The 26,599-nt window shown below is 44.8% G+C and carries 20 protein-coding genes; 10 read left to right on the top strand and 10 right to left on the bottom strand.

Annotation, left to right across the window (positions count from 1 at the left end):
- The first annotated feature begins 90 nt into the window (after positions 1 to 90).
- Together ACYX4J_RS11825 and ACYX4J_RS11820 are read left to right on the top strand one after the other, a co-directional pair.
- Positions 91 to 1,032, top strand: coding sequence for a peptidyl-alpha-hydroxyglycine alpha-amidating lyase family protein (locus ACYX4J_RS11825; RefSeq protein WP_444941954.1), 942 nt, complete (start codon positions 91 to 93; stop codon positions 1,030 to 1,032).
- Between the two features lie 31 nt (positions 1,033 to 1,063).
- A complete protein-coding gene (locus tag ACYX4J_RS11820) occupies positions 1,064 to 1,447 on the top strand; it encodes a 5-carboxymethyl-2-hydroxymuconate Delta-isomerase (protein WP_444905506.1) in 384 nt (127 codons plus the stop codon).
- Positions 1,448 to 1,675: 228 nt separating this feature from the next.
- Here the strand turns inward: ACYX4J_RS11820 and ACYX4J_RS11815 are convergent, their stop codons facing one another.
- A complete protein-coding gene (locus ACYX4J_RS11815) occupies positions 1,676 to 2,554 on the bottom strand; it encodes an ABC transporter six-transmembrane domain-containing protein (protein WP_476176668.1) in 879 nt (292 codons plus the stop codon).
- 19 nt (positions 2,555 to 2,573) lie between these two features.
- Positions 2,574 to 3,140, bottom strand: coding sequence for a TetR/AcrR family transcriptional regulator (locus tag ACYX4J_RS11810; RefSeq protein ID WP_444905504.1), 567 nt, complete (start codon positions 3,138 to 3,140; stop codon positions 2,574 to 2,576).
- 95 nt (positions 3,141 to 3,235) lie between these two features.
- Between ACYX4J_RS11810 and ACYX4J_RS11805 the strand changes: the two genes are divergently transcribed.
- The 3 genes from ACYX4J_RS11805 (at position 3,236) to ACYX4J_RS11795 (ending at position 8,256) form a co-directional block, all read left to right on the top strand.
- Positions 3,236 to 4,357 (top strand): efflux RND transporter periplasmic adaptor subunit, encoded by a 1,122-nt coding sequence (locus ACYX4J_RS11805; RefSeq protein ID WP_476176667.1) that lies wholly within the window; start codon positions 3,236 to 3,238, stop codon positions 4,355 to 4,357.
- A 9-nt stretch (positions 4,358 to 4,366) separates the two neighbouring features.
- Positions 4,367 to 7,483: an efflux RND transporter permease subunit gene (locus tag ACYX4J_RS11800; protein WP_444941951.1), complete on the top strand. Its 3,117-nt coding sequence runs from the start codon at positions 4,367 to 4,369 to the stop codon at positions 7,481 to 7,483.
- Positions 7,484 to 8,112: 629 nt separating this feature from the next.
- Positions 8,113 to 8,256 (top strand): DnaB-like helicase N-terminal domain-containing protein, encoded by a 144-nt coding sequence (locus tag ACYX4J_RS11795; protein WP_444905501.1) that lies wholly within the window; start codon positions 8,113 to 8,115, stop codon positions 8,254 to 8,256.
- A 56-nt stretch (positions 8,257 to 8,312) separates the two neighbouring features.
- On the opposite strand, the gene ACYX4J_RS11790 is transcribed toward ACYX4J_RS11795, so the two are convergent.
- Positions 8,313 to 9,077 carry an SDR family NAD(P)-dependent oxidoreductase gene (locus ACYX4J_RS11790; protein WP_444905500.1) on the bottom strand — a complete coding sequence of 255 codons (765 nt, stop codon included), beginning with the start codon at positions 9,075 to 9,077 and terminating at the stop codon, positions 8,313 to 8,315.
- Positions 9,078 to 9,216: 139 nt separating this feature from the next.
- On the opposite strand from ACYX4J_RS11790, the gene ACYX4J_RS11785 reads away from it, so the two are divergent.
- Complete coding sequence (locus tag ACYX4J_RS11785; protein WP_476176666.1) at positions 9,217 to 10,137, top strand: LysR family transcriptional regulator; 921 nt, start codon at positions 9,217 to 9,219, stop codon at positions 10,135 to 10,137.
- Between the two features lie 244 nt (positions 10,138 to 10,381).
- Here the strand turns inward: ACYX4J_RS11785 and ACYX4J_RS11780 are convergent, their stop codons facing one another.
- Positions 10,382 to 11,080 carry a hypothetical protein gene (locus ACYX4J_RS11780; protein WP_444905498.1) on the bottom strand — a complete coding sequence of 233 codons (699 nt, stop codon included), beginning with the start codon at positions 11,078 to 11,080 and terminating at the stop codon, positions 10,382 to 10,384.
- Positions 11,081 to 11,244: 164 nt separating this feature from the next.
- Here ACYX4J_RS11780 and ACYX4J_RS11775 point away from each other — a divergent pair, with 164 nt between their 5' ends.
- Together ACYX4J_RS11775 and ACYX4J_RS11770 are read left to right on the top strand one after the other, a co-directional pair.
- A complete protein-coding gene (locus ACYX4J_RS11775; RefSeq protein ID WP_444941950.1) occupies positions 11,245 to 12,564 on the top strand; it encodes a metallophosphoesterase in 1,320 nt (439 codons plus the stop codon).
- Positions 12,565 to 12,806: 242 nt separating this feature from the next.
- Entirely contained in the window at positions 12,807 to 13,520 is a 714-nt protein-coding gene (locus ACYX4J_RS11770) for an ion transporter (protein WP_444897547.1), read from the top strand.
- Between the two features lie 54 nt (positions 13,521 to 13,574).
- Here the strand turns inward: ACYX4J_RS11770 and ACYX4J_RS11765 are convergent, their stop codons facing one another.
- The 4 genes from ACYX4J_RS11765 to ACYX4J_RS11750 form a co-directional block, all read right to left on the bottom strand.
- Positions 13,575 to 14,183 carry an OsmC-related (seleno)protein gene (locus ACYX4J_RS11765; protein ID WP_444905496.1) on the bottom strand — a complete coding sequence of 203 codons (609 nt, stop codon included), beginning with the start codon at positions 14,181 to 14,183 and terminating at the stop codon, positions 13,575 to 13,577.
- Between the two features lie 150 nt (positions 14,184 to 14,333).
- Positions 14,334 to 14,789: a hypothetical protein gene (locus ACYX4J_RS11760; RefSeq protein ID WP_444905495.1), complete on the bottom strand. Its 456-nt coding sequence runs from the start codon at positions 14,787 to 14,789 to the stop codon at positions 14,334 to 14,336.
- A 250-nt stretch (positions 14,790 to 15,039) separates the two neighbouring features.
- Positions 15,040 to 16,113 (bottom strand): 3-deoxy-7-phosphoheptulonate synthase, encoded by a 1,074-nt coding sequence (locus ACYX4J_RS11755; protein WP_476176665.1) that lies wholly within the window; start codon positions 16,111 to 16,113, stop codon positions 15,040 to 15,042.
- A gap of 1,069 nt (positions 16,114 to 17,182) precedes the next feature.
- Entirely contained in the window at positions 17,183 to 17,908 is a 726-nt protein-coding gene (locus ACYX4J_RS11750) for a YoaK family protein (protein WP_476176664.1), read from the bottom strand.
- An 892-nt stretch (positions 17,909 to 18,800) separates the two neighbouring features.
- Between ACYX4J_RS11750 and ACYX4J_RS11745 the strand changes: the two genes are divergently transcribed.
- Positions 18,801 to 22,289, top strand: coding sequence for a sialate O-acetylesterase (locus ACYX4J_RS11745; protein WP_476176663.1), 3,489 nt, complete (start codon positions 18,801 to 18,803; stop codon positions 22,287 to 22,289).
- Positions 22,290 to 23,063: 774 nt separating this feature from the next.
- A complete protein-coding gene (locus ACYX4J_RS11740; protein WP_444897543.1) occupies positions 23,064 to 24,365 on the top strand; it encodes an MFS transporter in 1,302 nt (433 codons plus the stop codon).
- Between the two features lie 434 nt (positions 24,366 to 24,799).
- On the opposite strand, the gene ACYX4J_RS11735 is transcribed toward ACYX4J_RS11740, so the two are convergent.
- Both ACYX4J_RS11735 and ACYX4J_RS11730 read right to left on the bottom strand, forming a co-directional pair.
- On the bottom strand, positions 24,800 to 25,093 hold the full coding sequence (locus tag ACYX4J_RS11735) for a hypothetical protein (protein ID WP_444897542.1): 294 nt from the start codon (positions 25,091 to 25,093) through the stop codon (positions 24,800 to 24,802).
- Entirely contained in the window at positions 25,054 to 25,623 is a 570-nt protein-coding gene (locus tag ACYX4J_RS11730) for a nitrogen fixation protein NifB (RefSeq protein ID WP_444897541.1), read from the bottom strand. Before ACYX4J_RS11730 ends, ACYX4J_RS11735 begins: the two co-directional genes overlap by 40 nt.
- Between the last annotated feature and the right edge of the window lie 976 nt (positions 25,624 to 26,599).

Below are 26,599 nucleotides of genomic sequence, written 5' to 3'. Positions count from 1 at the left end.
AAAAAGTGAATATCAAAATTATGCTATTAACGCATTTATAGGAAAAAGTCACAATATCTTGGCAGATCGACAAGTTAAGAAGGGTTTCTGATGAGAGTGATTGTATTGCTATGCCTGATTTTGGTTCCCAGCGCCTTTACGCTGGCCGAGGCACCGCCAAACAGCCAGCCATTTCACGTCAAGGGGGGTGATTTTAAGTTGCCAGTGGGTTGGCACTTTGGGGAGGTTGCGGGGGTGGTCCGCAGGGAGAATGGCCACTTTGTTGTGTTTCACCGAGGGTCTCATTCGCTGTTGGAGTTCGATGGGCAGCGGCGTTTTGTTCGCGAAATTGGCGCGGGACTGTTTGAAAATCCGCATGGTCTTCGTATAGACCATAAGGGCAATATTTGGACTACCGATACTGCCACGCACCTGGTATTGAAATTTGCACCTGATGGCGAAGTAGCCATGGTATTGGGGAAGCGAGGAGCAGCCAGTGAAGGCTGGTTTGATCGCGACTACAACTTGGTGCTGTTCGATCAGCCCCAAGATGTTGCAGTGGATAGAAATGGATTTATTTATGTGGTGGATAAAGGCAACAGCCGCATCGTAAAGCTGGATAAGAATGGCCTTTTGGTAACCACCTGGGGTGGTCAGGGGGAGGCCCCTGGAGAGTTTAATTTCCCTCACTCCATTGTGATTGATTCTGAGGGGCAGTTATATATTGCCGATCGTGAAAACCGCAGGCTACAGATCTTTGATTCACAGGGTAAATATTTAACTCAATGGCGTGGAATAGGTTACCCCTATGTCCTCTTTCTCAAAGGTGATGCTTTGTGGATGACAGATGCACGGGCCGAGGAAGTGCGACAGTACGACCTGTCTGGTGATCTCAAGATGCGCTATCAAGGCCAGCCTGGGCGGGGACAGAAGCAATTTGGCTTTGTACATGGGATCTATGTGGATGACGACGGACTTTGGGTGTCCCATATCTTGAACTGGAGCATTAATCGCTTACTGCCAGCGGATACACTACCCGCTCCGGTCATGTAGCTTTTCTTTCAAAATTCACCTGGGAGTATTTATGCCTCACTGTGTTATCCAGTGTCCTTCTAACCTACTTGAGTCGGTAGATGTTGATAGCTTACTGACTTCTATCCATGCCGCTGCAGATCAGTCTGCACTCTTTGAGCCGGGGGATATTAAAGTTCGTTTGTTACCTGTCGAGCACTATTTGGTTGGACCTGAACCAGCACCGTTTGTACACCTGGAGTGCAGTCTGCTTTCAGGTAGAAGTATTGAGCAGCGACAAAGCTTGGCTCATTTACTAGCCAAGGCCCTATGTGCAGCCGTGCCCGATGTGGAGATGGTTTCTGTAGAGGTCCGCGAGATCGTGCGGGCTACATATTGTAATCGCGCTGCATTGGGAATTGGTCCTTTGGTATCAATAGTCAATGTTCCCAGCTGACGGGAGGGGGAACTGCGTAGCCTTTTCTGGTACTTTGGATGATAAGTGGTCAGCGCTTGTTGATGGGGCGGATCATTAGTAGAAAGAAAGCGCCGGCGGTCATCTGTGCCTGTATCAAGCTTTGAAAGCGGCTTCCAAAGTTTCTTTTGAGATTGAGCCAGTATTTGGTGAGAAGCCCAGCTGTTTTGGAACGGGGGGAGTGCCTTTGGCAATAAAGCCCCTCTTTCCTTATGATCGAATCCGATTAGAAATCTCCTTCAAACGAATAACCTGCTGAACATAGAGTGGCAACGCAGATACCTTCCCAATAAAGTCGAAAACGTACATTAATAAGGCAACTATTAACCCGTAGTTAACCAGGCCCCCATCGATTGCAGCTATGGGAGCGTAAACAAACAAAGCGACTATGCCTGCCCACAATATAAAGTAAGTACCTGTTTCCAGGTCACTCAATTCAATATTCCACCGCATAAGGCGCTGGAAGTGTGCTTTTGCATGCTCAACATTTGGCTGTTTAATCGCATCAACCTGATATTCCAGCTCATTATTATAAGATTCATTCAGCTGATAATTGGTATTTCCGATTACGCAATAGATCAGGATAATCATAGCAAGAAGAGCCAGGCAAGCTAGAAAGACATTAAGATTGATAGCGCTGATGATAATGAGCAAACCCACCGTACCAATAGAAACGGTAATGACTTCTGGTAGACTATTTTCAAAGAATTCGACAATTTCAGTTAATAAACTGGAGCGCGCAGTAATAGTCGATACCGACTGCCTCTTTGCTTTTTCACGGGCTACCATTTCCGACGTAACTACCTGGTAAATATGTGCGTAGATTCTTGTATCGTAAAATCTTCGAGCACTTCCTAAAAGGACAGAGATAGTACCCAAGATTGCCAATAGATAAATGCCATCATAGGACTGTTCTAACAGACTATTGATAGCCCAGCCGATGACAAGTGGAAAGAGTAGTTCGAGGAGTGTTTCAATAATGACCAGCGCTAGGGTCAAGGATACTCGCCACTTAAATCGGGTAAAAATCGAAAGTAAAGAATGTTTGTGCTTATCTTTCGTAAAATCAGCAGTAACTGGCTGAGTCATTTAACAACACTCTCAATGGTTAACTAGCAACGCCATTACAAAATGTGTGAAACGCTAAATCGGCCAGCGTATTGTGGTCTATGGATTCTGCATTTTTTGTTAACCAGGATGTATAAAGCAGACCTTCTACCAGGTTTACTACCCAGGAAGTAGGAAGTTTCTTGGACAAGCTGCCTTCGGATTTTGCGTATTCCACTAATGTCGCGATTTCATTTCCCTGTTTCTCATAGATCGCGGTGAGTTCTGGGTCATCTTCATCAAAGTCTCCCAGCTTCATTAAAAACTCCATTTCAGCGGACAGCGGAAAGATCGCCTTGAACATCAGGTGGAAGGCTTGCAGAGCTGATTCAGCTTCGCTTTCCAAGTGTTCGGTAGCTTTATCAAATGCCTGCAGGCAGTGAATTGCAGCAGCCTTAATCAGCTTTTCTCTCGTGTCATAAAGGCGATAAAGGGTAGTGCGCCCAACTCCAGCCGCCCTGGCAATGTCACTAAGTGACGCCTCCCTGTTTTTGCTCAAGAGTTCCATTCCTGCCTTCATGATCGCAGTTTGTGACTTCTGAATACGCGCATCTAGTTGATCAGCCATGGAGTTATCACTCAAACTTTATGGAACATACTTGTATCATAATCTGCTATTAGTTATGGTGCAAGAGTGTTCCATAAACTGTAAGTTGCCTAGGCATGATGAAAATTGCGGGAATCTGGTTAAAGCGACGGGCTGCAGGTGTCGTTGCCACCAGCTTACTGGTCTTGGTAGGGCTGTGGCTTGGGGCTGAGCAACAGCCGGTAGCCATGGTCGAGAAGCCCAAAGAGCTTGGTCTTACTGTCACCGTCGTAGAGGCGGTACCGGCGGATGCACAGTTTGAAGTCAAAACAACGGGCATAACACAACCCCGCTGGGCGACTGAAGTTATCGCGTCAGTCAGCGGGCGTGTCACCCATATTGCTAAACACGCAATGCCGGGCAGCCTCATTAGAAAAGGAGAAATACTGGCATCGCTACAGGATACTTTTTACCAGTCTGAGCTAAGTGCTGCTCAAGCCAGAGTGTCAGAAGCTGAACTCAACTTGGCCGAGGTGTTAACGCGTCAATACGTAGCAAAACGAGGGGATAAAGCGAAGTCATCATTTGGCCGGCTGGAGCCACATGTCAAAGCCGCAGAGGCAAATCGAGAAGCGGCGAGGGGAGCTCTCGCATCCTCCCGGCAGAGGCTGGCTGATACGCAAATCAAAGCGCCTTTTGACTCAGTGGTTATTGCAGATTTAATCCATCCTGGCCAATGGATAAATGAGGGGGATGTACTCTTTCGAGTGGCAGCCAGTGATTACCTGGATATTAAAGTTGAGCTATCCGAGCAGACTTGGCAGCGCTTAGACGGCCTTCAGCAAGACCCCAACAAAATCACTATAGAGGCGCCTGACGGACAACAATGGCAGGCCTCGGTCCGCTACCTTAGCCCAATCATGGATACGGTCACCCGTCAGCGTAGCCTTATGTTGCAAGTGGCTAACCCCTTTCAGCACGAGACTCCCTTGCTCGCCGATCAGCAGGTCGGTGTAGTGTTTGGAGGCAACACACAGAGCTATGTTGTCAGCGCACCAGCATCGGTTCTTACAGAAGATGGGAAAGTATGGAGCGTTTCTGAACAATCCCTACTTTTGGAAGAGATAGAGCTACTGGATATGCGGCCGGAATCAGTCCTGTTTCGTTACAAGAATCGGCCCCACCAGAATCGTCAGCTTGTTCGCTTTCCTTTGACCAACTTTGTTGAAGGTCAAGCGGTTGCAATGACTATCAACTAAGGCCTGCACATGAAAACACTCTCACGCTGGTTCCTGGATAACCCGGTTGCCGCTAACCTTCTTATGGTGTTCATTCTGGTTGCAGGCTTGCTGACCTTTCAAAATCTGCGGGTGGAAAGCTTCCCACAAATTCCACCTACGGAAGTCGAAATCTCCGTTGTCTACCCCGGCGGCACTGCCCGCCAGGTCGATGAGAGTATTACACAGCGTATTGAGGAAGCTATCAGTGGTGTTGCAGGGATAAAGCGCATAACCAGTCAATCGAGCAAAGGTTACGCTTCATTAGTAGTGAGAAAAAATACTAATGTTAAGCTGGATCGTTTGATAGAAGATATTCGCAATCAAGTTGAAAGTATCGAAGGTTTTCCTGCATTGGCGGAGCGGCCGCGTATTTATCGCAGTGAATATACGAATCTTGCGGCGTTTGTCATGGTCTACGGTGGTGACAATAATGATTCTCTTCAGCAGGTATCCTCACGAGTAGAGCGAGCACTTAAGAAACATCCTGCTATTTCTAAAGTGACAAACCTGGGTAAAAGAAAGAAGCTATTGGCTATAGAGCCGGACCTCAGGAAACTCCAAAGCTACGGTTTATCCATTGAAAACCTAACGGAACGTATTCGCCAATGGTCAGTAGAATATCGCAGTGGCGAATTAAGAACGGCCAATGGCAATATTGTACTGCAGGGCAGTTTCCTGGCTGACAACTTGGCGGAACTTAGGAATATCCCCATTATCAATACATCGACGGCACGAGTGGGACTCAGTGATATCGCTACTGTTAAGCGAGATTATGAGCAAACCGACAGTATTGTTCGATACCAAGGGCAACCTGCAGTCGCACTGATGATATCCACCAGCCAAAAGGACAACCTGTTTCATATCAATGAAGCCACAAAATCAGTATTAGAATCATTAGAACCGACCTTACCCAAGAATATGCAATTGGATGTAATGGCGGATATGTCCCCTTATATTTCCGAGCAATTAGACCTACTAAGTAGCAACGCCTTACAGGGATTATTCATCGTCTTATTACTATTGGTGCTTTTTTTAGATACGCGGCTGGCCTTTTGGGTTGCCTTGGGGATTCCCATATCCCTTGCTGGTGCGATTACATTGATGGGTTTTCCTTCCCTGGATTACAGCATTAACGATATCACTTTATTCGGCATGATTTTGGTGCTGGGGATATTGGTAGATGATGCAGTTGTGGTCGGTGAAAGTATTCACCAGGCGAGACAAAATACAACTGACACTAAAGAAGCTGCCTGGAAGGGTGTTGAAGCCGTAGCCGTGCCCACAGTTTTTGGCGTATTGACTACAATCGCGGCCTTTTCACCGATGTTATGGATTGAAAATGAGTTGGCAAAAGCCTTGTCAGGATTCTCAGCTGTAGTGATATTTGCACTGATATTTTCACTAATTGAAAGCAAATTTATATTACCCGCCCATTTGAGCTATCCAAATACACATACTCAAACTAAAGGCGCACTAAAACGATGGATTGAGATTGCCAGAGAGAAATGTAACCGTTTATTAGATAAATTTTCGGATAAGATATATATTCCGCTTTTGTCTTTGAGCTTGGTAAACCGGAAAACGAGCATTAGTCTGTTCGTCACCTTTTTGCTACTGGCCTATGGCGCTATGTTCAAGGGGCATATTGCTTCAGTATTTTTCCCTGAGATTCCAGGGCGCTATGCCACGGTTAAAGTGACTATGCAGCATGGTGTTGCAAATACTTTAGTGGAACGCAATACCGGTCAGCTTGAACAGGCCATCAAGCGCACTGCAAATAGGTTGCAACAGGAGTTTGAACTTCCAGATTCACCTGTTAGCAAGTATATAGTGTCAAAGGAAGGCACCAAGACTATAGAGTTGACAGCGGAATTAACACATGACGCCTTGGCTAAATTAGCGAGCAACCGCTTTTTAGAGGAGTTGCGGCTGCATACAGGTATCCTGGAGGGTAGCTATGCAGTGAAGTTTAGCCTTACGGAGGAGCCGGCGGGCGACACTGCCATTGCGGTTTCTGCTCGCAATCGAGATCAGGCAAAACAAGTGGCTGACCGCCTCAAGGCTTCACTCGCTGAGTTGCCCGGTGTGAACGATGTATACGATGATAGCCAACTTGCTAAAAGACAGCTGAAAATTTCGGTTAATGAGCGAGGAGCCAGCCTGGGAATTGATCAAAGCCATCTGGCGGTGCTGATAGGCGGAGCATACGGCCAGATTGAAATACATCGCCTGTTGGATAAAGGTGAAGAAACTCTGGTTTTGGCCCGCTTTCCTCAAGCAAAAACTAAAACAATTGAGCAGTTAAAAGCGACTCCTATTAACCTGGATGGCAACAGCTACGTAAGCTTAGGTGAAATCGCCCAGCTTGAGTATGAGCGTGAGCCCGAGGTTATTTATCGTCGTAATCGCGATGAAGTGGTCAGTATCTACTGGCGTCAGAATCGTTCTGTTATCTCACCGGAAAAAAACTGGGAGAAGCTAAAGGAAGGGTTGGTACCAGAACTGGAGCGCCTATATCCGGGTGTCCAAATTAAGGCCGTTGGTGAATTTGCCGAAATAGTAGAAGTACAGGCTGGATTTAAAAAGTCCATGTTGCTGACCCTTTTACTTATCTACGTTTTGTTGGCGATACCATTAAAATCCTATTGGCAACCTTTGATTATTATGTCGGTGATTCCAATGGGCTTTGCAGGGGCAATTATTGGACACGGCCTATTGGGCTTCCCAGTAAGCTTGTTATCCTTGTTTGGGATGATGGCAATGACTGGGGTAGTGATTAACGATTCCCTAGTATTAATGAGCCGATTTAATCAGCTCTACGCGCAGGGCGTACCAGTAAAAACAGCGTTACTTCAAGCTGGGAAAAGTCGCGTTAGGGCAATTTTCTTAACCACGGTGACTACTATCTGTGGGTTGCTACCATTATTAGCCGAAACCAGTGAGCAAGCCCAATATTTAAAGCCAGCGGCTATATCCTTGGTATTTGGGGAACTATTTGCTACACCGATTACCCTAATCCTGATCCCTCTTTTACTTTCTTTTGTGCAATGCAAAATTGCTTCGAAAAGTGATAGCACTTCTTACCCTAAGCAAGTCTCGCTTTGATGACTTAAGCCACCAAGTTGATCTCACGAGTGAACGTTTAGGGGACAGCTAAACGTTCATTAATTTGCCACTAAAGGCTCCAGTACTTGTGAGGGAACAGGTGCCCGGTAGTCATCAAGAACCAATTCGAGCGCGTTCATCGGTGAATAAGATTCAAGTTTTAACAGGATTTATATAGTAGAGGGCGCTTCTAATGCAATTTGTATGTAGGTGATAAATTGCGTCATACTACTTTTTTATTGCCATTTGTTTTTTTTATTTTCTAGACCTCCCCCAGTTTTTTCATCTCGCTACTACTTGGAGCTTAATAGGCCTGTATATAAGCGGATTCACGTTGTTGAAGAAGATAATAGGTCTATCCTAGTTCTGGGTTTAATATGTTATGAGATATTGTTTAAAGGCCAGATTTTAAGTACGGTAATTTGCACAAGTGATTGTTCTCGAAAATTAATAGAGGAATAGTGTCATTTTCGTGTAGAAAATATGGAACAGTTAATCGAAATGTTTCACCGGGTAAGAGGAGCCATTTTAAGTAAGTTGGTCCAAGAGGATCTGAAGCTAAACCGCAAAGTAGAGGTGGGTAAACTGGATTTTGGAAAGCAAATGGATACTCTGGGAAGGAATGCTAAATGTCATTTCTGTGGTGGCACCATGAAAACACTGCTCCCCAACTGCATTCGGTTTATTCAGATAATTTTGTGCTGGGTGGCTTGTTATTAGACCCTGATCACATAGGTGCGGTAGCCAAACTACTGAATGAAGAGGATTTCTAAGGTGGTCATTCGCACAAGTGGAGGGCTTGGCCCCCACTTGTGCACTTTCAAGCCGGTTAGAGGCAGTAGCCCCCATCAACCTTCAGGTGTGCATTTCGCATACCGACTGAGTGATCTGTGGCCAGATAGTGGATTGCTGGCACTATGTCATCTACCTCAAGTGCCCGGCCCAGTGGCGTTACCATCATACTCTCTGCGAGACTTTGAATGTCTGATTGGCTCATGCCGGCTTTTTCCTGGATTTCGGTCAGGGTGATTCCGGGGCGTACGCTATTTATACGAATTCCCCTCACCGCTAACTCCGCATTCAGGACCTGGGCATAACCTTCAATGGCAGACTTACTCGCGCTATAAGCGGAAGTTCCCGAAAAGGTTTTCTCTACGGCAATACTTGAAAGCAAAACCACGCTGGAGGGGTTATTCATCACCGGTAGTAATTTTTGCAGTGTGAAAAAAGGTCCCTTCACATTGATATCAAAAGTGTGATCGAAGAGGGCTTCATCGGTTTCCTCAAATATCCCAGGCTTGAAAATACCGGCATTCAAGATAAGGGCATCCAGTTTAACCTCATCGTTTTGTAATTTGTTTCCCAGTTGCTCAATTTGATCGAGTTGTCCGCTATCACATAGGTGGCAGGTCAGCTGGCCGCTACTCCCAAAGAGGCCCGCGATATCCTCGGCTGTTTGTTCCAGTTTTTCAGCGTTTCGGCCCGTGATGATGACTTGCCAGCCCTCGGTTAAAAAGTGCTTAGCTGTTGCGAGTCCAATACCGGCAGTGCCACCAGTGATTGCGATGGTTTTTGTTCTCTGCTGGTGTCCCATAGATCCTCTCTTGCGATTGTAATGGTGCAATGAATGGCAGTTGCCAAGATTAGGCTTAGGAGGATATGTTGTTATACTGGTATCAATAAGGCACCATTAGGGCAACACTTTGATTCTAATTTGGAAGCAGTGAGGCAGAATGCAGCATCTACATCAATACTTGGGACATTTGTACGTCTTCCGGTTGGTCATTGAGCAAGGCAGTTTTCAGGGGGCTGCTAATCAGCTGGGCTTACCTCGCTCATCAGTCAGCAAGAAGCTGGCACAGCTGGAGGGGTTTGTTGATCAGCGTCTATTGCACAGAAGTACGCGGCAATTGCGCCTTACGGATGCCGGTGCTGCTTTGTTGGAAGCAACGGAGACAATGGCTCAGCTAATGAGCAATACCGAACACCTGATCCTCTCCCACCAGGATGAAGCTGTTGGTAGAGTTAAGTTAAGTTGCTCTACCTTAATGGGGCAGCGGTACTTATTGCCATCCATACCATTACTAAAGCAACGCTACCCAAAAATTACTTTTCAAGTGAACTTAAGCGATAGGGTTGTGAACTTACTGGATGAAGGCGTTGATATTGCCATTCGCACTGGGCACTTGCCGGACTCTTCATTGGTAGCGCGCCGAATAGGTGAAAAGCGTTGGGGGTGGTTTGCCAGCCCGGATTATTTGGCGAGTAGGGGGGAACCTAATTCTCCAGATGATTTAAGCCAGCATCAATGCTTAGTGTTTAGTAACCAAACAACAACCATTGATCACTGGCACTTTTCTAACGATGGTAGTGAAATAAAGACCATTCCCATTGATCCGGCGATGGTAGTCGATGATGGCCGTACATTGGTTGAATTAGCTACAATGGGTCAAGGTATAGTTATGATTGATCCTCTTCTGGTGCGCCGGGAATTAGCGGAGGGCAAGTTGATGCCTATCTTTCAGCAATGGAGAAGCCCTGAGCTGCAACCGATCCATCTAGTGTGCTTGGGAAGGTCTATAAGAAGTAAAGCGGTAGAGGTAGTTTGGCAGGCATTGGTTGAGGGCTTGCAGAGGGATTTAATTCAGCCTTAAAAGCAAATATGGCAGGGTTTTACGTATCATCTCTTTTGTTCTTTTGAATTTCCTGAAGCTTCTTTCTTTTTAATTCTCTTTTCTCTTGGTAGTAGCGCTTGTCGACATATCTAAGCAGTAGCCATAAGACAAGCGCAGCAACAATGCCAATCAGGTATCCTTTCCCGTACATACTATGTGCGACCCGCTGCTGGCCAGATTGATACTCTGTTCAACCAATCTGGTCTTTTTAGAAACCTGGTTATTAGTAGGCAAAATAGGGCAGGTAGGAACTCCAGTCGGTCCATACGAGCTGCTGGACAGTTCTATTCACACCATTGGTTTGCATGTAAAAGTTCCATTGGCCCGTTTCCTTAACACCTATTACATTTTTATTTTGCAGATTAATGGCCGCAAAGTTTGATTGAATCAAAATGTAACGATTCGGGTCCAGGCCACCAACTTTAGAGGCATCGATTAGCTGAGTGACGTCTGTTCGTAAGTAGCTTCTCTGCGTGCTGGCAAATACACTGAGAGGCGTATTATTGATAATAGTTTGATTTACCTGGTTGTAACTATTAAAGGGATGGGGCTGCAAGTGTCCCATAGAGAGCTGACCACCACCCCAGTCAAGAATGATTAAGCTACAGCCAGTTTGACGCTCGGTTACCCAAAAATCCGCATTTGCCGTATTGGGCCGTAATAGTGCGGTATACCGATTCACAGAACTGTGCCCTCGCGTTGGGGTTGTGAGAGCCTGAATATAGATTCTACTGTCGTTATTTGGTGCACCTGGGCCGATATTGATACTTCCCAAGTTGAGTGAGAATGGGACTCGAGCCAGCTGCGTTTGATGTCCAGGTTGGAGGCCGACTTGCAACCGATAATTTTGTAGTGCAGTTTGCGGGTCAGCTTTCAGTTCTCTCAATGCATTACGAGAATTTAGTTGATCTTGCAGCGGCATAGCTTTGAACTCCATTTTATTTATGCTTGGCATAATACCGCATATTTTTGGCTGTTTTCACAGTATTTTTCTTTTCAAATTTACTCGACTTGTATTTGGCTGGTAGAGAGTTTCTATCGAATTAATTTGTACTGAGGTGCAGGTTAAATTTTGCCATGAGTTGAATGATTTTGACTCAAGAAATCTTTGTCTTGATAATGTTCGAATTGATTCAGGTTATGTTAAAGGGATTTTTTGTGGTCGGAACGGTTGTTAAGCGAGCTATCACCTTATTTTTTGTCCTATTTATTTTGGGGGTAGCAGGTATAACCTACCTGCTAAGTGGTAGTAAGGTTATTAAAACTACAGGACAAGTCTTTCAAGGAATTAAGATTCCTATTGGTGATGCGGCTATTAGATGGCGCGCCGACTTGAGTAAAATTGCTGAAAACCCACTTCTAGAAAGGATGCAGGGGCCGGTGATCATTCAAAGCACAGATGGTTATATTTCACGGTGGTTCTGTGACGATAAAGTTAAAGAGCAGAGGTCCATTTCTAAGGAAATTGTATTGGAGTGTGGGGGCGATCAAAGAACTTATTCTTTGAGGGATGGTGAAGTTGAGTTTGTCCCCTATGATGAGGTAAGCCCTATTGCTGTGGTCAGTGACTTGGAAGGAGATCTAGACTTCTTTAAAAATTGGGCGAGAAACCTGGGTATTATTGATGCCGATGAAAAATGGACTTATGGCTCAGGCCAATTAGTGATTGTAGGTGATGTCTTTGACCGGGGGCGATATGTTTATGATTTGCTCTGGTTTATCTATCATCTTGAGGAGCAAGCGGCCAATAGTGGTGGAGCTGTACATTTTCTACTAGGAAATCATGAACAGTATGCATTTACTTATAGAATTAAATCTGTAGAGGCTGAACACTTATGGGCTATAGAGCAGTTGAGGCCATATGATCAAGCTTTGGCAGAAGATACAGTTTTAGGAGCTTGGCTAAGGAGTAAAGATGTAATGCTGAAGCTTGGATCAGTACTTTTTACCCATGGAGGTATAAGCCCTCAGTTGCTCAAGCAGGGGCTGAGCACCAGCGAATTTAATGGTGCCCATAGAGCCTATTTAACAGGGGCCAAGATAGATAATAGCCTGTTAGTTGGGCCTCACTCTCCAACGCAATATCGTGGCTATGCCTATGCGATGGATCAATATCCGGAGGCCGATCAGCAGTTAGTTAATGCCACTATGGAGCACTTTGACGTAAGCTATATTGTGGTAGGTCATAGCCATCAGGAAGAATTGGCTTCCAAGTTCCAGGGTAAAGTGTACTTGGTGGATAGCACTTTGTATGTACCAAAAGCATTGGTCTTTGAGTCGGGCAAACCAGTAATTCGTAATACTGGCGTAGTGCGTAAAAGTTTTATTGACAAAGATACAAAGGAAGAGCCATTTGATGTTCTAAATACTGTACATTGGATGGCTTTTTTGGGGATATTTTTGTAAGTATGTCTGTATAAAAGCGAGCATATGAGGTCGTTGTTGGGAGCTGAAATAGAGTGTTTAGGCCGACTTATTGGTATTGGCATGTTTCAACTCCATTACTCGAATTACCTCTCTAATCATAATTTTTATTGTTTGATGTATCGCTTACAACTTACAAAATGATAAAGCCAAATATGCATGTGCATTAGTAGGTAGTGTTAAAATGCGGTATATATTCAATATGATACGAGCTGGGTGATTGTGTGGAACAGGGAATTAGAAAGCTGGTTGATAATTATGAGAGCAAAGAGGGGCGATTTTTTTCCATATTTATTCAGTGTCTGATAGTTGTATCGCTAATTTCTTTTTCTGTGGGTACTATCCCTGATTTAACACCAGAACAGAGAGCTGTATTGGATCACTTCGAGTTGTTCTCAGTGATTGTGTTTACTTTGGAATATATATGTCGCGTGTACGCGGCGAAAAATAGATTAGGCTTTATCTTCAGTTTTTATGGTTTGATTGATCTTATGGCGTTCTTGCCATTTTATATAGCCTCAGGAATGGATTTAAGGGCGCTTAGAATTGTTCGCTTATTTCAAGTGTTTAGGGTTTTAAAGCTATTGCGCTACAGTAAGGCAGTTGCTCGATTTAGCCGTGCATTTAGTATGGTTAAAGAGGAACTGGTATTGTTTGGAGTAACAGCTCTGATCTTGCTTTATTTGTCATCTGTAGGTATCTATTATTTTGAGAGCGCTGCTCAGCCGGAACAATTTAAATCTATCTTTCACAGTTTGTGGTGGGCAGTTACAACCTTAACCACTGTGGGTTATGGTGACATGTATCCAGTTACTCTCGGTGGGAGAATATTTACTTTCTTTGTGCTTTTGATTGGTTTGGGGGTGGTTGCAATTCCGACAGGTCTTGTCGCTTCTGCCTTATCTAAAGCCCGGATTGAGGATGTAGAAAACGATTAGTAACAAGCGCTATTAGGCTATGGCCTCTTGGTCTGTGAGGCCATCCCAGGGTATTCAATTGAACTCAATCGCTTTACTATTGATAAAGAGCTGGGTATCAACGGGTGTAGCACTGGAAACGGTTTGAAGTGACATACAGGCCTGCCGGCAACAATGCATAAATTTTACAAGTTTTTCTTCTGGCTCATCACTTTCAACAATCAAATGTATTTCCACTCTATCCCCCTTGCCAAAGACTTCTTCCGGTTTGATACCCCCAAAATTCAAAGTGGTTGAGAACTCAGTTTTTTGCTCTAGCCTTACACTTTTTAATTTGATCCCGCCAAGTTTAGCCAGCATTTCGATGTGAGACATCATGCAAAGGGCTAGCCCTGCAGAGAAGTACATAATTGGAGATGGAGCGCTGCCTCTACCGCCGACGGCTGTGCCTTCATCACAGATAAGCTCCCATGTTCCACCATTAGGAACGTTGGAAAATATGGTGGCTTTTTTTAGGTGATGCCCCTCAGGCATTTGTTCGACATTAATATGAGCGTGAAACTTCAGCAGCTCGCCTTGTTTCACCTTATCGAGATGAGGGGGAGGGAAGGTTACTTGGTGTGCATCCTCGTCCAACTTGCGAACGATGGTAGAACTCGACATTTTCCATTGAATTGGGTCCATTTCGAGGCTCCTCTGTTTTTTTGTCTCGACTGGAGGGTCGAGTAGAGTTGACTTGTGCACCCCTGCGGAGTTGGGTGGCAACAGCTTTAACAAAGGAGGTTAGGGTGAGAAGGGCTATATCCCCACTTGTGCCTTAAGAGTACTGGCTCTTTAGTCCAGTAGGGGGAGCGCGGTAAAGAGCGCGAGTTCATGCGCGTAGGCCAGTGCATCATTCTTGGAGTGGAAGGCCTGCGCCTGGATACTATTGCTACCGTTACTTTGGCGGGGGACCAATATTACCTGCCAGCTGGAGTGGCTACTTTTACGGTCTGTGGTATGGGGTGAGTAGGAGACAACCTTAACCCCCTTGAACGCCGCTAGCGATTGCCTCTCGGTCCAGCTATGCCAGAGGGCTTGTCTCTTGGAAACATAGCTTTTTGATTCTCCATCGATGTAATGTGTTGCCCGAAATGAGAATGTGATTACTGCGAGAAGAGTGCAGAGAGCGGTGGCCAGCCAGGAGATGGTGGAGCCCCCATCGAGAGCAAAACTTAGGCTGACAAGTAGCCAGGTTAGAGTAAACCCACCAAAGATATAGATTGGTACTTTGTTGGACTGCAGTTCCATATGTGCTGCTTTCCTATTTCCCATAAATGAAAAAATTAGGTGCCAGATTTCAACCTCAATCTAGTAGGCCGCTTATTTTTATTTAGCTGATTGAAGGAAGCATACGACAGCTATCTGTTACGGCAGGGCAAAAGTACTCTTTTTGTAGGGTCTTTATCAAGTGAATAGCGTAATTTGTAGGGAGATCAAGCTGTGGCGGTTATCTTTTCGGCAGGAAAGAGGCCCGCTATGGGCCTCTCCAGGGGGAGATCTAAGAGGAGCGTGCTTTAAGGGGCTCGCGCAGCTGTTCGGCCATGCCTAACAGCAGGGACTCAGTAGTTTCCCAATCAATACATTTATCGGTTACCGAAACGCCATACTCCATATCGCTCAGGTTTGGCAGAATTTTCTGGTTGCCGGCTTTCAGGTTACTTTCCACCATAATGCCAATAATCGACTGATTGCCATCGAGGATTTGGTGAGTCACATTGTCGACCACCAGGGGCTGTAATTCGTGGTTTTTATTGGAGTTGGCATGACTGCAGTCGACCATAATGTTTGGCACGATATTGGACTTACGCAGCTCCTGCTCGCACATTGCAACACTCACTGAGTCGTAATTTGGCTTGTCATTGCCCCCGCGAAGTACAACGTGACCGTATGGGTTTCCTGCGGTGTGGATAATCGCAACTTGACCGTGCTTATTGATGCCGAGGAAACGATGGGGGTTGGCGACTGATTGCAGGGCATTGATAGCCACCTCCAGGCCACCATCGGTACCATTCTTGAAGCCCACGGCAGAGGATAGGCCGCTGGCCATTTCCCGGTGAGTCTGTGACTCTGTGGTTCGCGCGCCAATGGCAGACCATGAAATTAGGTCCTGCAGGTACTGAGGGGAGATTGGGTCTAGTGCTTCTGTTGCAGTAGGCAGTCCTAGCTCGGCAACATCCAATAGCAGCTTGCGGCCAATATGCAGCCCCTCCTCAATCTTGAAGGAGTCGTTCAAGTGAGGGTCGTTGATCAAGCCCTTCCAGCCAACAGTGGTGCGGGGCTTCTCAAAATAGACGCGCATTACAATTAGCAGGGTATCGGAAACCTTGCCCGCTATCGCCTTCAAGTGCTTGGCATAATCCATTGCGGCGTTCACATCGTGAACGGAGCATGGCCCGATTACCACCATCAGGCGGTGGTCTTTGCGATCTAGGATGTCGCGCACGGCGGCGCGTCCTCCAGCGACAGTCGCCTCGGCGGCATCGCTAATGGGGAGTTCTGCTTTCAGCGTCTCCGGGCTGATCAGTACTTCCTGGGAGACAACATTTAAGTCGTCGAACTGCTGTGTGGTCATGGCGTCTTCTGGTTTCTCTATTCCTTAGTGCCGCGCTGCACCTGCAGGCGGAGTACCTATCCTACTTTGCCATCAAGAATAGGGCGAGGGTTTCATTTGCAACCAAATAATTGGACTTGGTTTGGGATGTTCATTTGTATTCACCCTTTAACAGTTTGGCACTTTCAAAGCGGTTGAGGTGGCTCTGCTGGGGCGGGCTGAGTGATGCGGGGTGCTACTTATCCATCGGTGAGTAGGTCTTCTGGCGTGTTTAGAGAGGCTTGATGTTACGAAAGAAATACGGATAACTGACACTGCAATGGCCTGCTGCCATGATATAGAGATCCCTTTAGACAGGGAATCCTTTCCAGGCGCTATTGGAACAATATATGAGTACGCTCAAAGTTCCGCAAAAGAAATTGTTGGAACAAGATTCCTGATCAATAATTTTTGTCAGTCACCAGCGGGGGTGGTAAACGGGGGGTCTCTATCCAATGAAGGAGTTTGGTTTAACTGATGCGGGGCTTTTATTTCAACATAGCGAAGGCTATCTCCTAACACTAGGGATCATGGTATTCAATTAATTGTGACATGTGCAAGGGGAGATGTCAGTTTAGACTAAATAATTGTATTTGATGAAGGCTTGTTTAATACGGATATTTCATTGTGAGGTGACTATTTAGAGCAGATGAAGTTATGGCGAGCTACATAGCTGTGTTTTTTGAGTAAAAAGTAAGAGCTCATGTACAGTGCTTTCTTATGGATTGTTTATGATAAAGGCTTGTACTAAAAAAGGTCGTTTTACGTAACGATTTCTGAGTTACCACAACGGTAAGATATACGGTGGATTGAATTTTTGTGTGGACTGGCCTTTTGGATTTACCTGTTAAAAATTAGTGCGGATTTTTTTGCGTATCTATACAGAATATAATAAGCAGGGTATTCGAGGCTATGGTGTTCTGAGGAAGCATGCTTCCGTCTAGGCTTAAGCACAACCGATAGTAGTTTAGATGAGCATTCCCATACTGAATTACACGTAGATCCTAGCCCTTTGTTTGATATCTTAAAGTGAGCTTCATATTCATTAATATCAAGAATCGGTCGCGGGAGGAGGGTCGTGTCGTTGAGTCGATACAGCTGTGAACAGTGTCATGACTACGGGTAATGCAAGAGAGAGGAACCCCCAAATTTTATATCCAATAGTGCCAAGAATTACACCAGTTATAAACCCCATAATTACCCCCAAATAGTACTTAGCTCTACGAGAAGCCTTAGGATAGGGCGGAGCGTTCGTGCTTTTGTCAATACGATAGTTATCCAGCATTTCGAAAGCAGCAGCGAAAAGATTAGTAGAGTTTCCTGTCATAAAGTGTGTAGGCGCCTTCTTATTAAGTACCCTGAAGAATATTGTACTGTGAAGAGACATGGTTGCAATTGCAAAAAAAGAGATGATGAAGGTATTTGCAGCATAGGGAGATGAAAGTTTTCCTATATAGCTGCCACTGACAAAAAATAGTAGCATTAGTCCACTCTCTAAAAATAGCATGATAGTTGCTGGGTTTCTCTTTTGTAAATGTAATCTTCTGATGAAATAAATCCAAAATATTTGAAGAAGGATAAAGGCGAAGAGGATAAAAGTTTTTGTGATGTAGTTTGGATTGTTGCTTGCAAAATCGGTGATGGCGAGAACAATTGTGCCGGTAATAAAAGTTGTAAAGCTTCCGAATAAACCCAAAATGCATACAGCTTCAGAAAAGCCGGCAACTAATGCCAGGGTGTACTCTATATTTGTCTCTTTATTGGACCTTTGATTCATGGCGTATAATCTACCCTATACTGTGATAGCTTATCTAATTGACTATTTGGTATTTAGATGATTATGAATGATAGTTTATCTTGATTTTGGATAATAAACGTTACTGGAAAGAGAGCCTCAGTTATCAGAGATATAATCCAAAGTATTACCATTCGGTAGTGGTCTTGAATTCGCTTGCCATGAAACGATTGCGGAAGGTTTGAAAGCTGACGTTTAATTTATCCGCTCACTCATTTAGACAGGGTGGTTAATGCAAATGCTAGCGGCCTCATTCAACCATATTTCCCATAGAGTACTGGCTTTAACGATGTAACAGGCGAGCAGGTTAGATTTGTGACGGGTTGCTTGGATAGTAGACCAAGAATGAGTCGAGCTGGGCAGTCACCGAAAGGGTTCTTTGTGGGGCTGCAAGTGATTTGCTTGTAATATTAAGAATTGCAGCTATTACTTGAGGTCAATTTATAGCCCCTAAATCACTAGATTAGCGCTGGTAACTTTGTCTATTCGCTTGTTTATTGATGAGTTTTCTCAAATTTCAACAGATTAAAGTTATCTACTTAATCGAGCAATTGCCGAGCAGTTGCTCATGAGCGATGTTAATTTTATAGATTTCTGTGATATAGCAAGCGAATATTGAAGGGCAGTTGCATAGTTTGGTTATGTTTGCTGAATTGGAGCACATGGTCTCATATTCACATCCAGGCCAGATCCTTTGCTTGAAAAATCACTTTAAGATCAAAGAATAAATCAAAGAACTGGTTCACGGCATTTGTTTTTATATCTCTCTAAAATTTCTGGTTAATTTCAGCTCTTTAAATGACTACTAATGTTTATAAATGCTAATGAAAATCTTCAATCAAAAAAAATATTGAAGGCTCCGCTTTTAATACTATTGAGTGCACTACTTTTTGGCTGTGGGGGAGGTAGTAGTAACGATGAGACGACACCGCAGGAGAACACTGGCGGTGATAACTCGGGCGGTGGAAATTCGGGTGGGGGAGTGGTAGATACCACGGATGAAGGTGATGATTCTAACACTTTACCCATTGCCAATGATCAGTTGGTACAGATGGCCGCACACGGCCGACTTGCAAAATCTATATTTCTTGCTGCGTATGATGAAGATCTGGATTCTCTAGAATATTCTATTCAGTCGGAGCCGGCGCATGGCACTTTAACAGGAAGTGGGCGTCGCTGGGAGTACCTCCCTGCAACAGACTTTACGGGTACTGATAGCTTCTCATATCTAGCGTCAGATAGTAGTGGTGCTAGTAATATTGCGACAGTTACTATTGAAGTTGCGGCAAATGATTGTGCCAGCGATTTCCTGGATGGACCAGCTGACAGCCTTCTGGTGCATGTTCCGTCTCACTTGGAATTCCGTGATGTAGCGGGTGGAAATTCTGTGATTGTTGAGGGCACTGCGCTAACAGAAAGTGCATCTTCGGATCCAGATGTAGAAGGGCGCACAATGTTTGTCAGTCGCAACGACTTTAATAATGCAGACATGACGGTGGCTCTTCCTGAGAAAGATGGCCTCGCGCATTTTAGCTTGTCTTTTAAGTTCATCCCGGATAGTACTGAAGGCGATGAAGTGATGGTGAGATCAATTGCCGATCCTAATGGTGGTAATAACTCCGGCAGCTTTTATATAGGCATCAGTGATGATGTTGTTGTAGGGCAATTGGGCGGCCAAGACAGTCAGCAGTTTTCTAACGCAGAAAGTACTTTAAAAACCCGTAGCTGTAATCATGCCGCAGTTACGGTGGACAATGGCACGCTAACCGTGTACGTAAACGGTGAGGCTTCTACTTCGATATCTGTTGATGGTGATAGCTATCCTTACTTGGGCGACATGCTGCAATTTGGGCCCTTTGCGGGAAAAATCTGGGATGCGCGACTCTATGAGCGTGTGCTGACATACGATGAAGTCATGGACCTGGGTGGCAGTAAGTGCAATGAATCCATGATTGCTACCAGCCCCTATGATGGTTACAACAACTATCTTTGTTCAACGTACCAGTGCCAATGGTGGTCGGATGATACCGACAAAACCATGGCTAATTTTGAGCATTATATTGTGGCTCAAGAGCGGGTATGGGAGAGGAATATCTTTGAAGCTGGCATGTATGGAAAAGGCGAGCTTTGCACTTACTTCAGTGATGAAGGTTCCACCCGTGATTTAGAACTCAATGACTCAATCAGTAATACGTTCGTTAAGAATTACACCCTGGAGGATAACCCGCTTACGCAGTCTAATGCCCAGCACTGGATGCATGAGAACTTCCACTCCTATCAGGGTAAGCTAAACAGGGTCACAGGTGAGTCCAGTGGTAAGTACACCCTGGAATCCTCCGCAAGCTGGGGCGCGGATCACAATATCCCGGGCGTTAAAGACAGCTTGCTGGGTTACTACGCCCTCCACCCGCATATTACCCTTTGGGCCATTCAAGACTCTCCCGTCGATCACCAATATGGTTATGACTTTAAAGGCGGGCATCAGTACGGTGCATATATTTTCTGGTCTTGGCTGACTAATTATGCTGTGAGTAAGGATCTGATGGGAGGTGTATTCCGTGACTCCAGGGATGGGCTCAACGACCTGGAAGCAGCGGATGCCTATCTAACAGCACAAGGGCACGATATGAAGGCCCTGTTTGCAGATTTTGCCGCACAAATCACGACCTGGGATATGGTTGAGAGTGAGGCCTACCAGGTGTCGGAGGCAGCCTCTTTGAGTCGGATGTTGAGTGAGCACCCTGATGCCAGCACCCACGATAATAAGTACACTCAAACATTTGACCAGGAAGGGACGGGTAACAGCTGGACTGATATGGATACCGGTTTTGTACCAGGCTCTTGGGCTTTTAATGCCTTTAAGGTAGAAGGTATTACTGAAGACAGTAACTACACCATTGCGGTTAGGGTTGATGCTGAAAATAACCCAGCTCATGCGGACTTCCGTGGTCGTGCAGTGGTTTACAACCCATCTACCGGCTCTCGTAGTTATTATCCATTTGATATTGATAGCTCCGGGGAAGATTCAAGTACCGTAGTACCGGTACCTGCCAATCATGAACTCTATGCTCTCGTAGTCACAACTCCTGACACCTTCAGGGATTTTGAGTTTTATGATTATGATTTTGCTATCTATCCATCTGGTGGCGACGTAAATACCGATCCAGTGGGTGATACTTCAGATGAGGATGTTGTAAAAGTTGTGGTTATGGCAGGCCAGTCCAATATGGAAGGCAACAACACCCGGTTAGATCGCTTGCAAGAGCTGATTTGCCATGCCAATGCAGATTACACCTACGGCGATGTCGACTGTGGTTCTACGGCGATTAGTGATGACCAGATAACAGAGCAGTTTATCAATAATAGTGATTCGCTAGCCGATTATAACCAGAGACTTAGCGATGATAACGAAGATCCTGTGGTGCAGAAGCTCGGGCAATTCCTCTGCCGTGCAGGCAGTCTCGACTCTCATACAGGTGAAACCTGTGATAGCCGTAACTTTGATCTGACTGACCGACTCTTTGCCACCATCAGTAGATATTACTTCTCCTCTAGCGATGGCTCCTATGGGTACAATTACGATGCCTGGATGCAAATGAGTACTGCTATGGAGGTAGCTGAGATTTATACTGATGGTCACCTGGACGCAGCTCTTGAAGGTGCACGAGACGATATTACTGTACTGCAGTATCAGGGTTCATTGAATGATACCGGTTCTCTCTCCTTCTCTGAGCGCCATGGTGAATTGTTCCCCAATTACGGCGTGTCTACTAACCGCTATGGACCAGAGCTCACTTTAGGGCACTACCTCGGTGAAGAGACTGAGAACGATCTGTTGCTTTTAAAAGTGGTTCAGGGTGGTACTGACCTGAGAGTTGACTGGAAGGTCCCTGGCTGCCATGACTCCGCCGCTAATGAGTGGACCCAAGATGAGGAAAATCAGGAGTCTCTTTACACTGCGATGTTGGAGAAGATTGAGGCCTTGCGCGACCCTGAAGTCTTGGCTGGTTACTTTCCGCAGTATGAAAATAAGTCGATTGAAATCGATAGTTTTATCTGGTTCCAGGGTTGGAATGATGGAGGGCAAAGTGTAAATGAAAACAACTATGAGGCGAATTTGACCTGTCTGGTGAATGGCCTACGGGAAGCGCTAAATGATTATGACTTGCCCATTGTTATTGCTAAAAGCCACTATGGTGATGCCAGTGGAGCTATTCAGTCTGCCCAACAGTCTGTTGCAGACAACATCTACAATGTTGAGGCTCATGAAACAGATGATCTCTCAGGTTATTACCATTTTGATCCAGCGGCGCATTTAGCGATAGGTAAGAGAATGAAAGAAGAGATGGATAACTTACATTGATTTAGGACTCATTTACAGGGGTTAAGTAGTGGATAAAACCATCATTCTTAAGGTTTTATCCGCTCTGGCTTTGCCTTAAAGGCTTACAAGTTAACTCCAATATACTCTCAGGTTGCCTTGCTTTGGTATATCGCTTTGCCTAGGCCAAGCGAGGTACCTAAGACCTAATTTAAGTCGTTCATTCCTCACATTATTACAATTCCTTCAACTCATCGCTGCCTTTTTCTGGACCGGGAAAGGTGGTAGTGCTACCAGTAGAATTTTCCCTGATTAATGGCACTTACTACTCGTAGCGAAGCAAAACAAGCTTTACTTTATTTTGTGAAAACGCACAGCCCGACTAGAGTTTAATCTTTATATATGCGGCTAATTATTTACTTCTACAACTGGAGGCGAATGACATATGGGAATTTTGTTAAAAATTTTCGAATTACTCACCCTCTTCAGATATTCAAGTTGATACTGTGAGCGTTGGAGTATTGAATCACAAGGGGCAAATTGATCTTTAACATCTCGTGAGTTGTATTTTAGGAATCCTCACTTCCTAGGTGTGAAGAGTTAATAGTTTCTATCCTAATAGAAAGTTATGAATATCATTTGTGAATTGATCTAATCGCAACCCTTAATACCTAACATGGATTCGTGAGGTTGTAATTGTACTTGTATGTAATCGTGCTGACCCATCACAGTAGGTTAGAGTATGAATTTTAGCTAGGCATAGCCATAATTTATTGCTATGCGATGGCGGCGTTTCAACCAGGAATGGTGATAAAGATGAGCAGGTCGGTACATGCTTTAATAATTAAGTTTGGTCTTGTTCAGGCTGGAATATCAGCTATAAGTGGGATGATTGCTCCGATTATATTCTTGTTGTTTATGAGTAAAGGAATCGAGCTTCATGAAATGGGTATATTGTTGGCAGTAGCAACAATATCCACTGTTGCTTTAGAGGTCCCGTTTGGAGCGCTTGCTGATAGATACGGGAGAAAAAAGACCTTTATAGCTGGCGAGCTGGTTCTACTGTTTGTAGTGATAGGTTTTTGGTGGTCGTCTAGCTTTGCGGAATTGATTGTATTTATGATTCTTAATGGATTGTCTATAGCTCTTTTCTCTGGAACTATTGATGCACTTTTTGTTGAGCAGTTTAAAGTGGTTTCTAGAGATGGTGAAACAAACTTGATGGAAGCCCAAGCTTCAGTAAATATTTTCCAGATGATTGGCTTAGCTGTTGGGGCAGTATTTTCAGGACTTATCCCAGTATGGTTTTCATTTGTAAGTGATAGCTACGATTTTATAGGGTTTTATGAGGTGGGTTTTGTCTTTCTTGTTCCTTTAATATTAATACATATGCTTTGTACTTTCTATTTTGTTGGTGAATCAGATTCTATGGGGGAGCCAGTTGGTTCGAATTTTTTCCGCGAGGTTCACAGTACCATTAAGAGTGCTTTTGATGTGATTGTTGAGAATCCAGTCTTTAAACCACTTTTATTAATTGACTTCATAAGCGGGGTCGCGTTCATTAGTTTAGAGCAACTTTGGCAGCCAATGCTTTCTACTTTAGTCGACAGCAAGGAAAGTCTTTGGTTGTTTGGTATTCTATTTGCGTTAAATTATGTTTGTATGGCGGTAGGGCAGGGATGCTCCATTCCCTTGTCAAGAGTTTTTAAAAATAATTATTCGAATATGCTATTGGTGCTTGAGTTCTGTACAGGACTACTATTTTTTATATTTGCAATTCAAAGTGATTTGTATGGTTTTATAGTTGTATATTTACTATTGCATGTTGTTGTTGGGATTTCGATGGCTCCAGGATCGGCAATGTTTCACGAGAAAATTCCAGAATCTAGAAGATCAACAATGCTATCGGTGAAATCTTTAATTGCACAAGGGGGTGCGACGGCAGGGGCTTTAGTGGCAGGGTATACAGCTCACTATTTTAGTATTTCTATTGCGTGGTCTATTGCTGGATTTGTGTTTATTATTTCCTCTTTCCTTTATCTATTGCCGTCTATCTCGAACTTGTCAAAAGATATGGCTATTGTGCTAAACAAGAGGTTTCAGCCACAACCCGAGTAGTACTTTCTGCGCTCAATAAAAATCTGAGTTGATGGTATGTAAATAGCTATCAATATTTTATTGATATGTGGGCTCTGAAATCTGGAATGTGCATTAATTGATGATGAGAATCTTCCTATATCCAAGTTGTATATTTCGTGCGTATAGCAGTTCATTGAATCTAGTGAGTCTCTGAATAATTCCTCAAATTAATCCAGGAATTAGAAATTAATCCAGAGAAATTAATCCAGGACATCCAAAGAACATCCAAAGAATGGAGAGTCGGAAGCTAGACAAGAACTTTTTCGCCACCACTTGGTAGCCGGTATATCTGTCTCAAAATAGATGGCAATTTGGCGTTAAAAGATCATTTTGGGAGTCCATAGGGAATCAGGTGGGGTGTAGAGTCGGGAGCGATGGAATCTAGGGGCAGCTGATAAGCGGATTTCTGTAATCTAGCAGGGGGCGGGGCAAAGAAAGCGCTGGCAATCGGGCAGCCCGTGTACCCAGCGTTTATTTTGCTGCGCACAGACCTGGCGTACCGCTTCCGCCGAGCCCACCAAGCGTTTAAAGCGGCTTTCAAAATTGCGGTTTAGGTAGAGCCAGTGTTTTGGCGAAATACCCAGCCGATTTAAAATAGGTGGGATGTTTTCGGGAATAGCGCCGCGCTTTTTAGGGTGCAGCTGCCGGCCACTCCAGTCTACCAGCTCTAAATAGTGATCCAGCTGAAAAGGCAAGCCTTTAGGCATATCCCGGCGCTCTCCGCCCACCAGCGGCAGTAGGCTTTTGGGCTGCTGGCCTGAGATGGCTGTGTGGATGCGTTGCTGGATCGAAGTGTAATCGGATTAGCGATACTAGCACGGATAGGGTTGAGGTCCACGTAAGCCAGGCAGGCGGCAAGGGCTCTTTCATCCAGCAAGGCCTGAGACTTGAAAAGCCCCTCCCAGAAACGACCGGTGCAGCTGTCCTCGGCATTGGCCTGGCGGGCGATGGACTCGTTCAGGCAGCGCATAAACCAGCTGATATCGACCAGGCGTTCGCGCCAAAGGGATGTCACCTCCTGAAGTTTTTCCAGCTCGACGGCATCCAGGGCTTCACCGCGAAGATAACGTTTGCTTAGCGCAGAACCTTTGAAAAGTTGTTGCCAGCGTTCAATTATCTCGATAGTGGACCATGAGTTTGCTGTGTAGGTATCGATATAGAGCACAATATGGGTGTGATTACTCATTACCGCATAGGCAGCGATATCGAGAGCAAAGATTGAGGCCAGCTTATGCATCCTGGCCTCAATCCACCGGCGTCGGTGCTCATAGTCTTTTTCGGATTAGCATCCCTACCGCAAAGGAACGCTCTACGCACACAGCGGGAGACACAGTGATAATAGGGTGTCGCATCGAGAGAGATTTGCGTGCTGCGCGGAAGAGTCATGGATTTTTATCTTTGACTCCAGTATTTTGATCATTCTGCCTGTGTTGTGTCAATTGACTTGACGCTTTAAGCTTCTACTTTGGTGGGTGTCCAGAATTGTCTCGATACCACCTACAATGTTGAGGCTCATGAAACAGATGATCTCTCAGGTTATTACCATTTTGATCCAGCGACGCATTTAGCGATAGGTAAGCGCATGAAGGAAGAGAGAGATAACTTGCGCTGATTAAAAATCATACTCGATAGCAAGTGCGTAGATAAGGCCTCCCTGCTGAAAGTCTTATCTACGCTCACCTAGCCCACAAAGCCAAAAAACCAGTATTATCCCTTCCGTTTATCTTGTCAGATTTTTTCAAACCATACTGTATCTCGCTCTAATAGCGTGATATCAATAGCGCTATACTCAAGTAATTAATTTGCCCCATCAAAAGGTGCGTACTTTAGCGTTTGAGATAGGCGTTACATTGATTAGCTGTGTCTTCAAAATTACTTTTGCTGAAAAGTTATGTGAAGGGAATATTGATATCGGTAGAGATATAGCCTTTGGGTTTTAAGTTTAGTTACTCTAAAGTGAGTATCGATAGTAGTGCGTATCATAAGGGACCGCCGCAATTCTAAGTGGCGGATTAATTCTAATAGATAGAAGTTTAGTAATATGAAAACCTTGCCTAAATATATAGGTATAGTTGGATGCTCCGCAGAAGGGGCCGCCCTTTGCTATAGAACAATATGTACTGAAAGCCCCAAAATTTTGGGGGAGTATGCACACCCGGAAATCTCCATGCATACTCACTCTTTGGCAGACTATGTGGATCGATTGAATAACA

The sequence above is a fragment of the Microbulbifer sp. ABM4_008 genome, from assembly GCF_056311705.1.
This window is presented reverse-complemented; position numbering and strand designations above follow the sequence as displayed.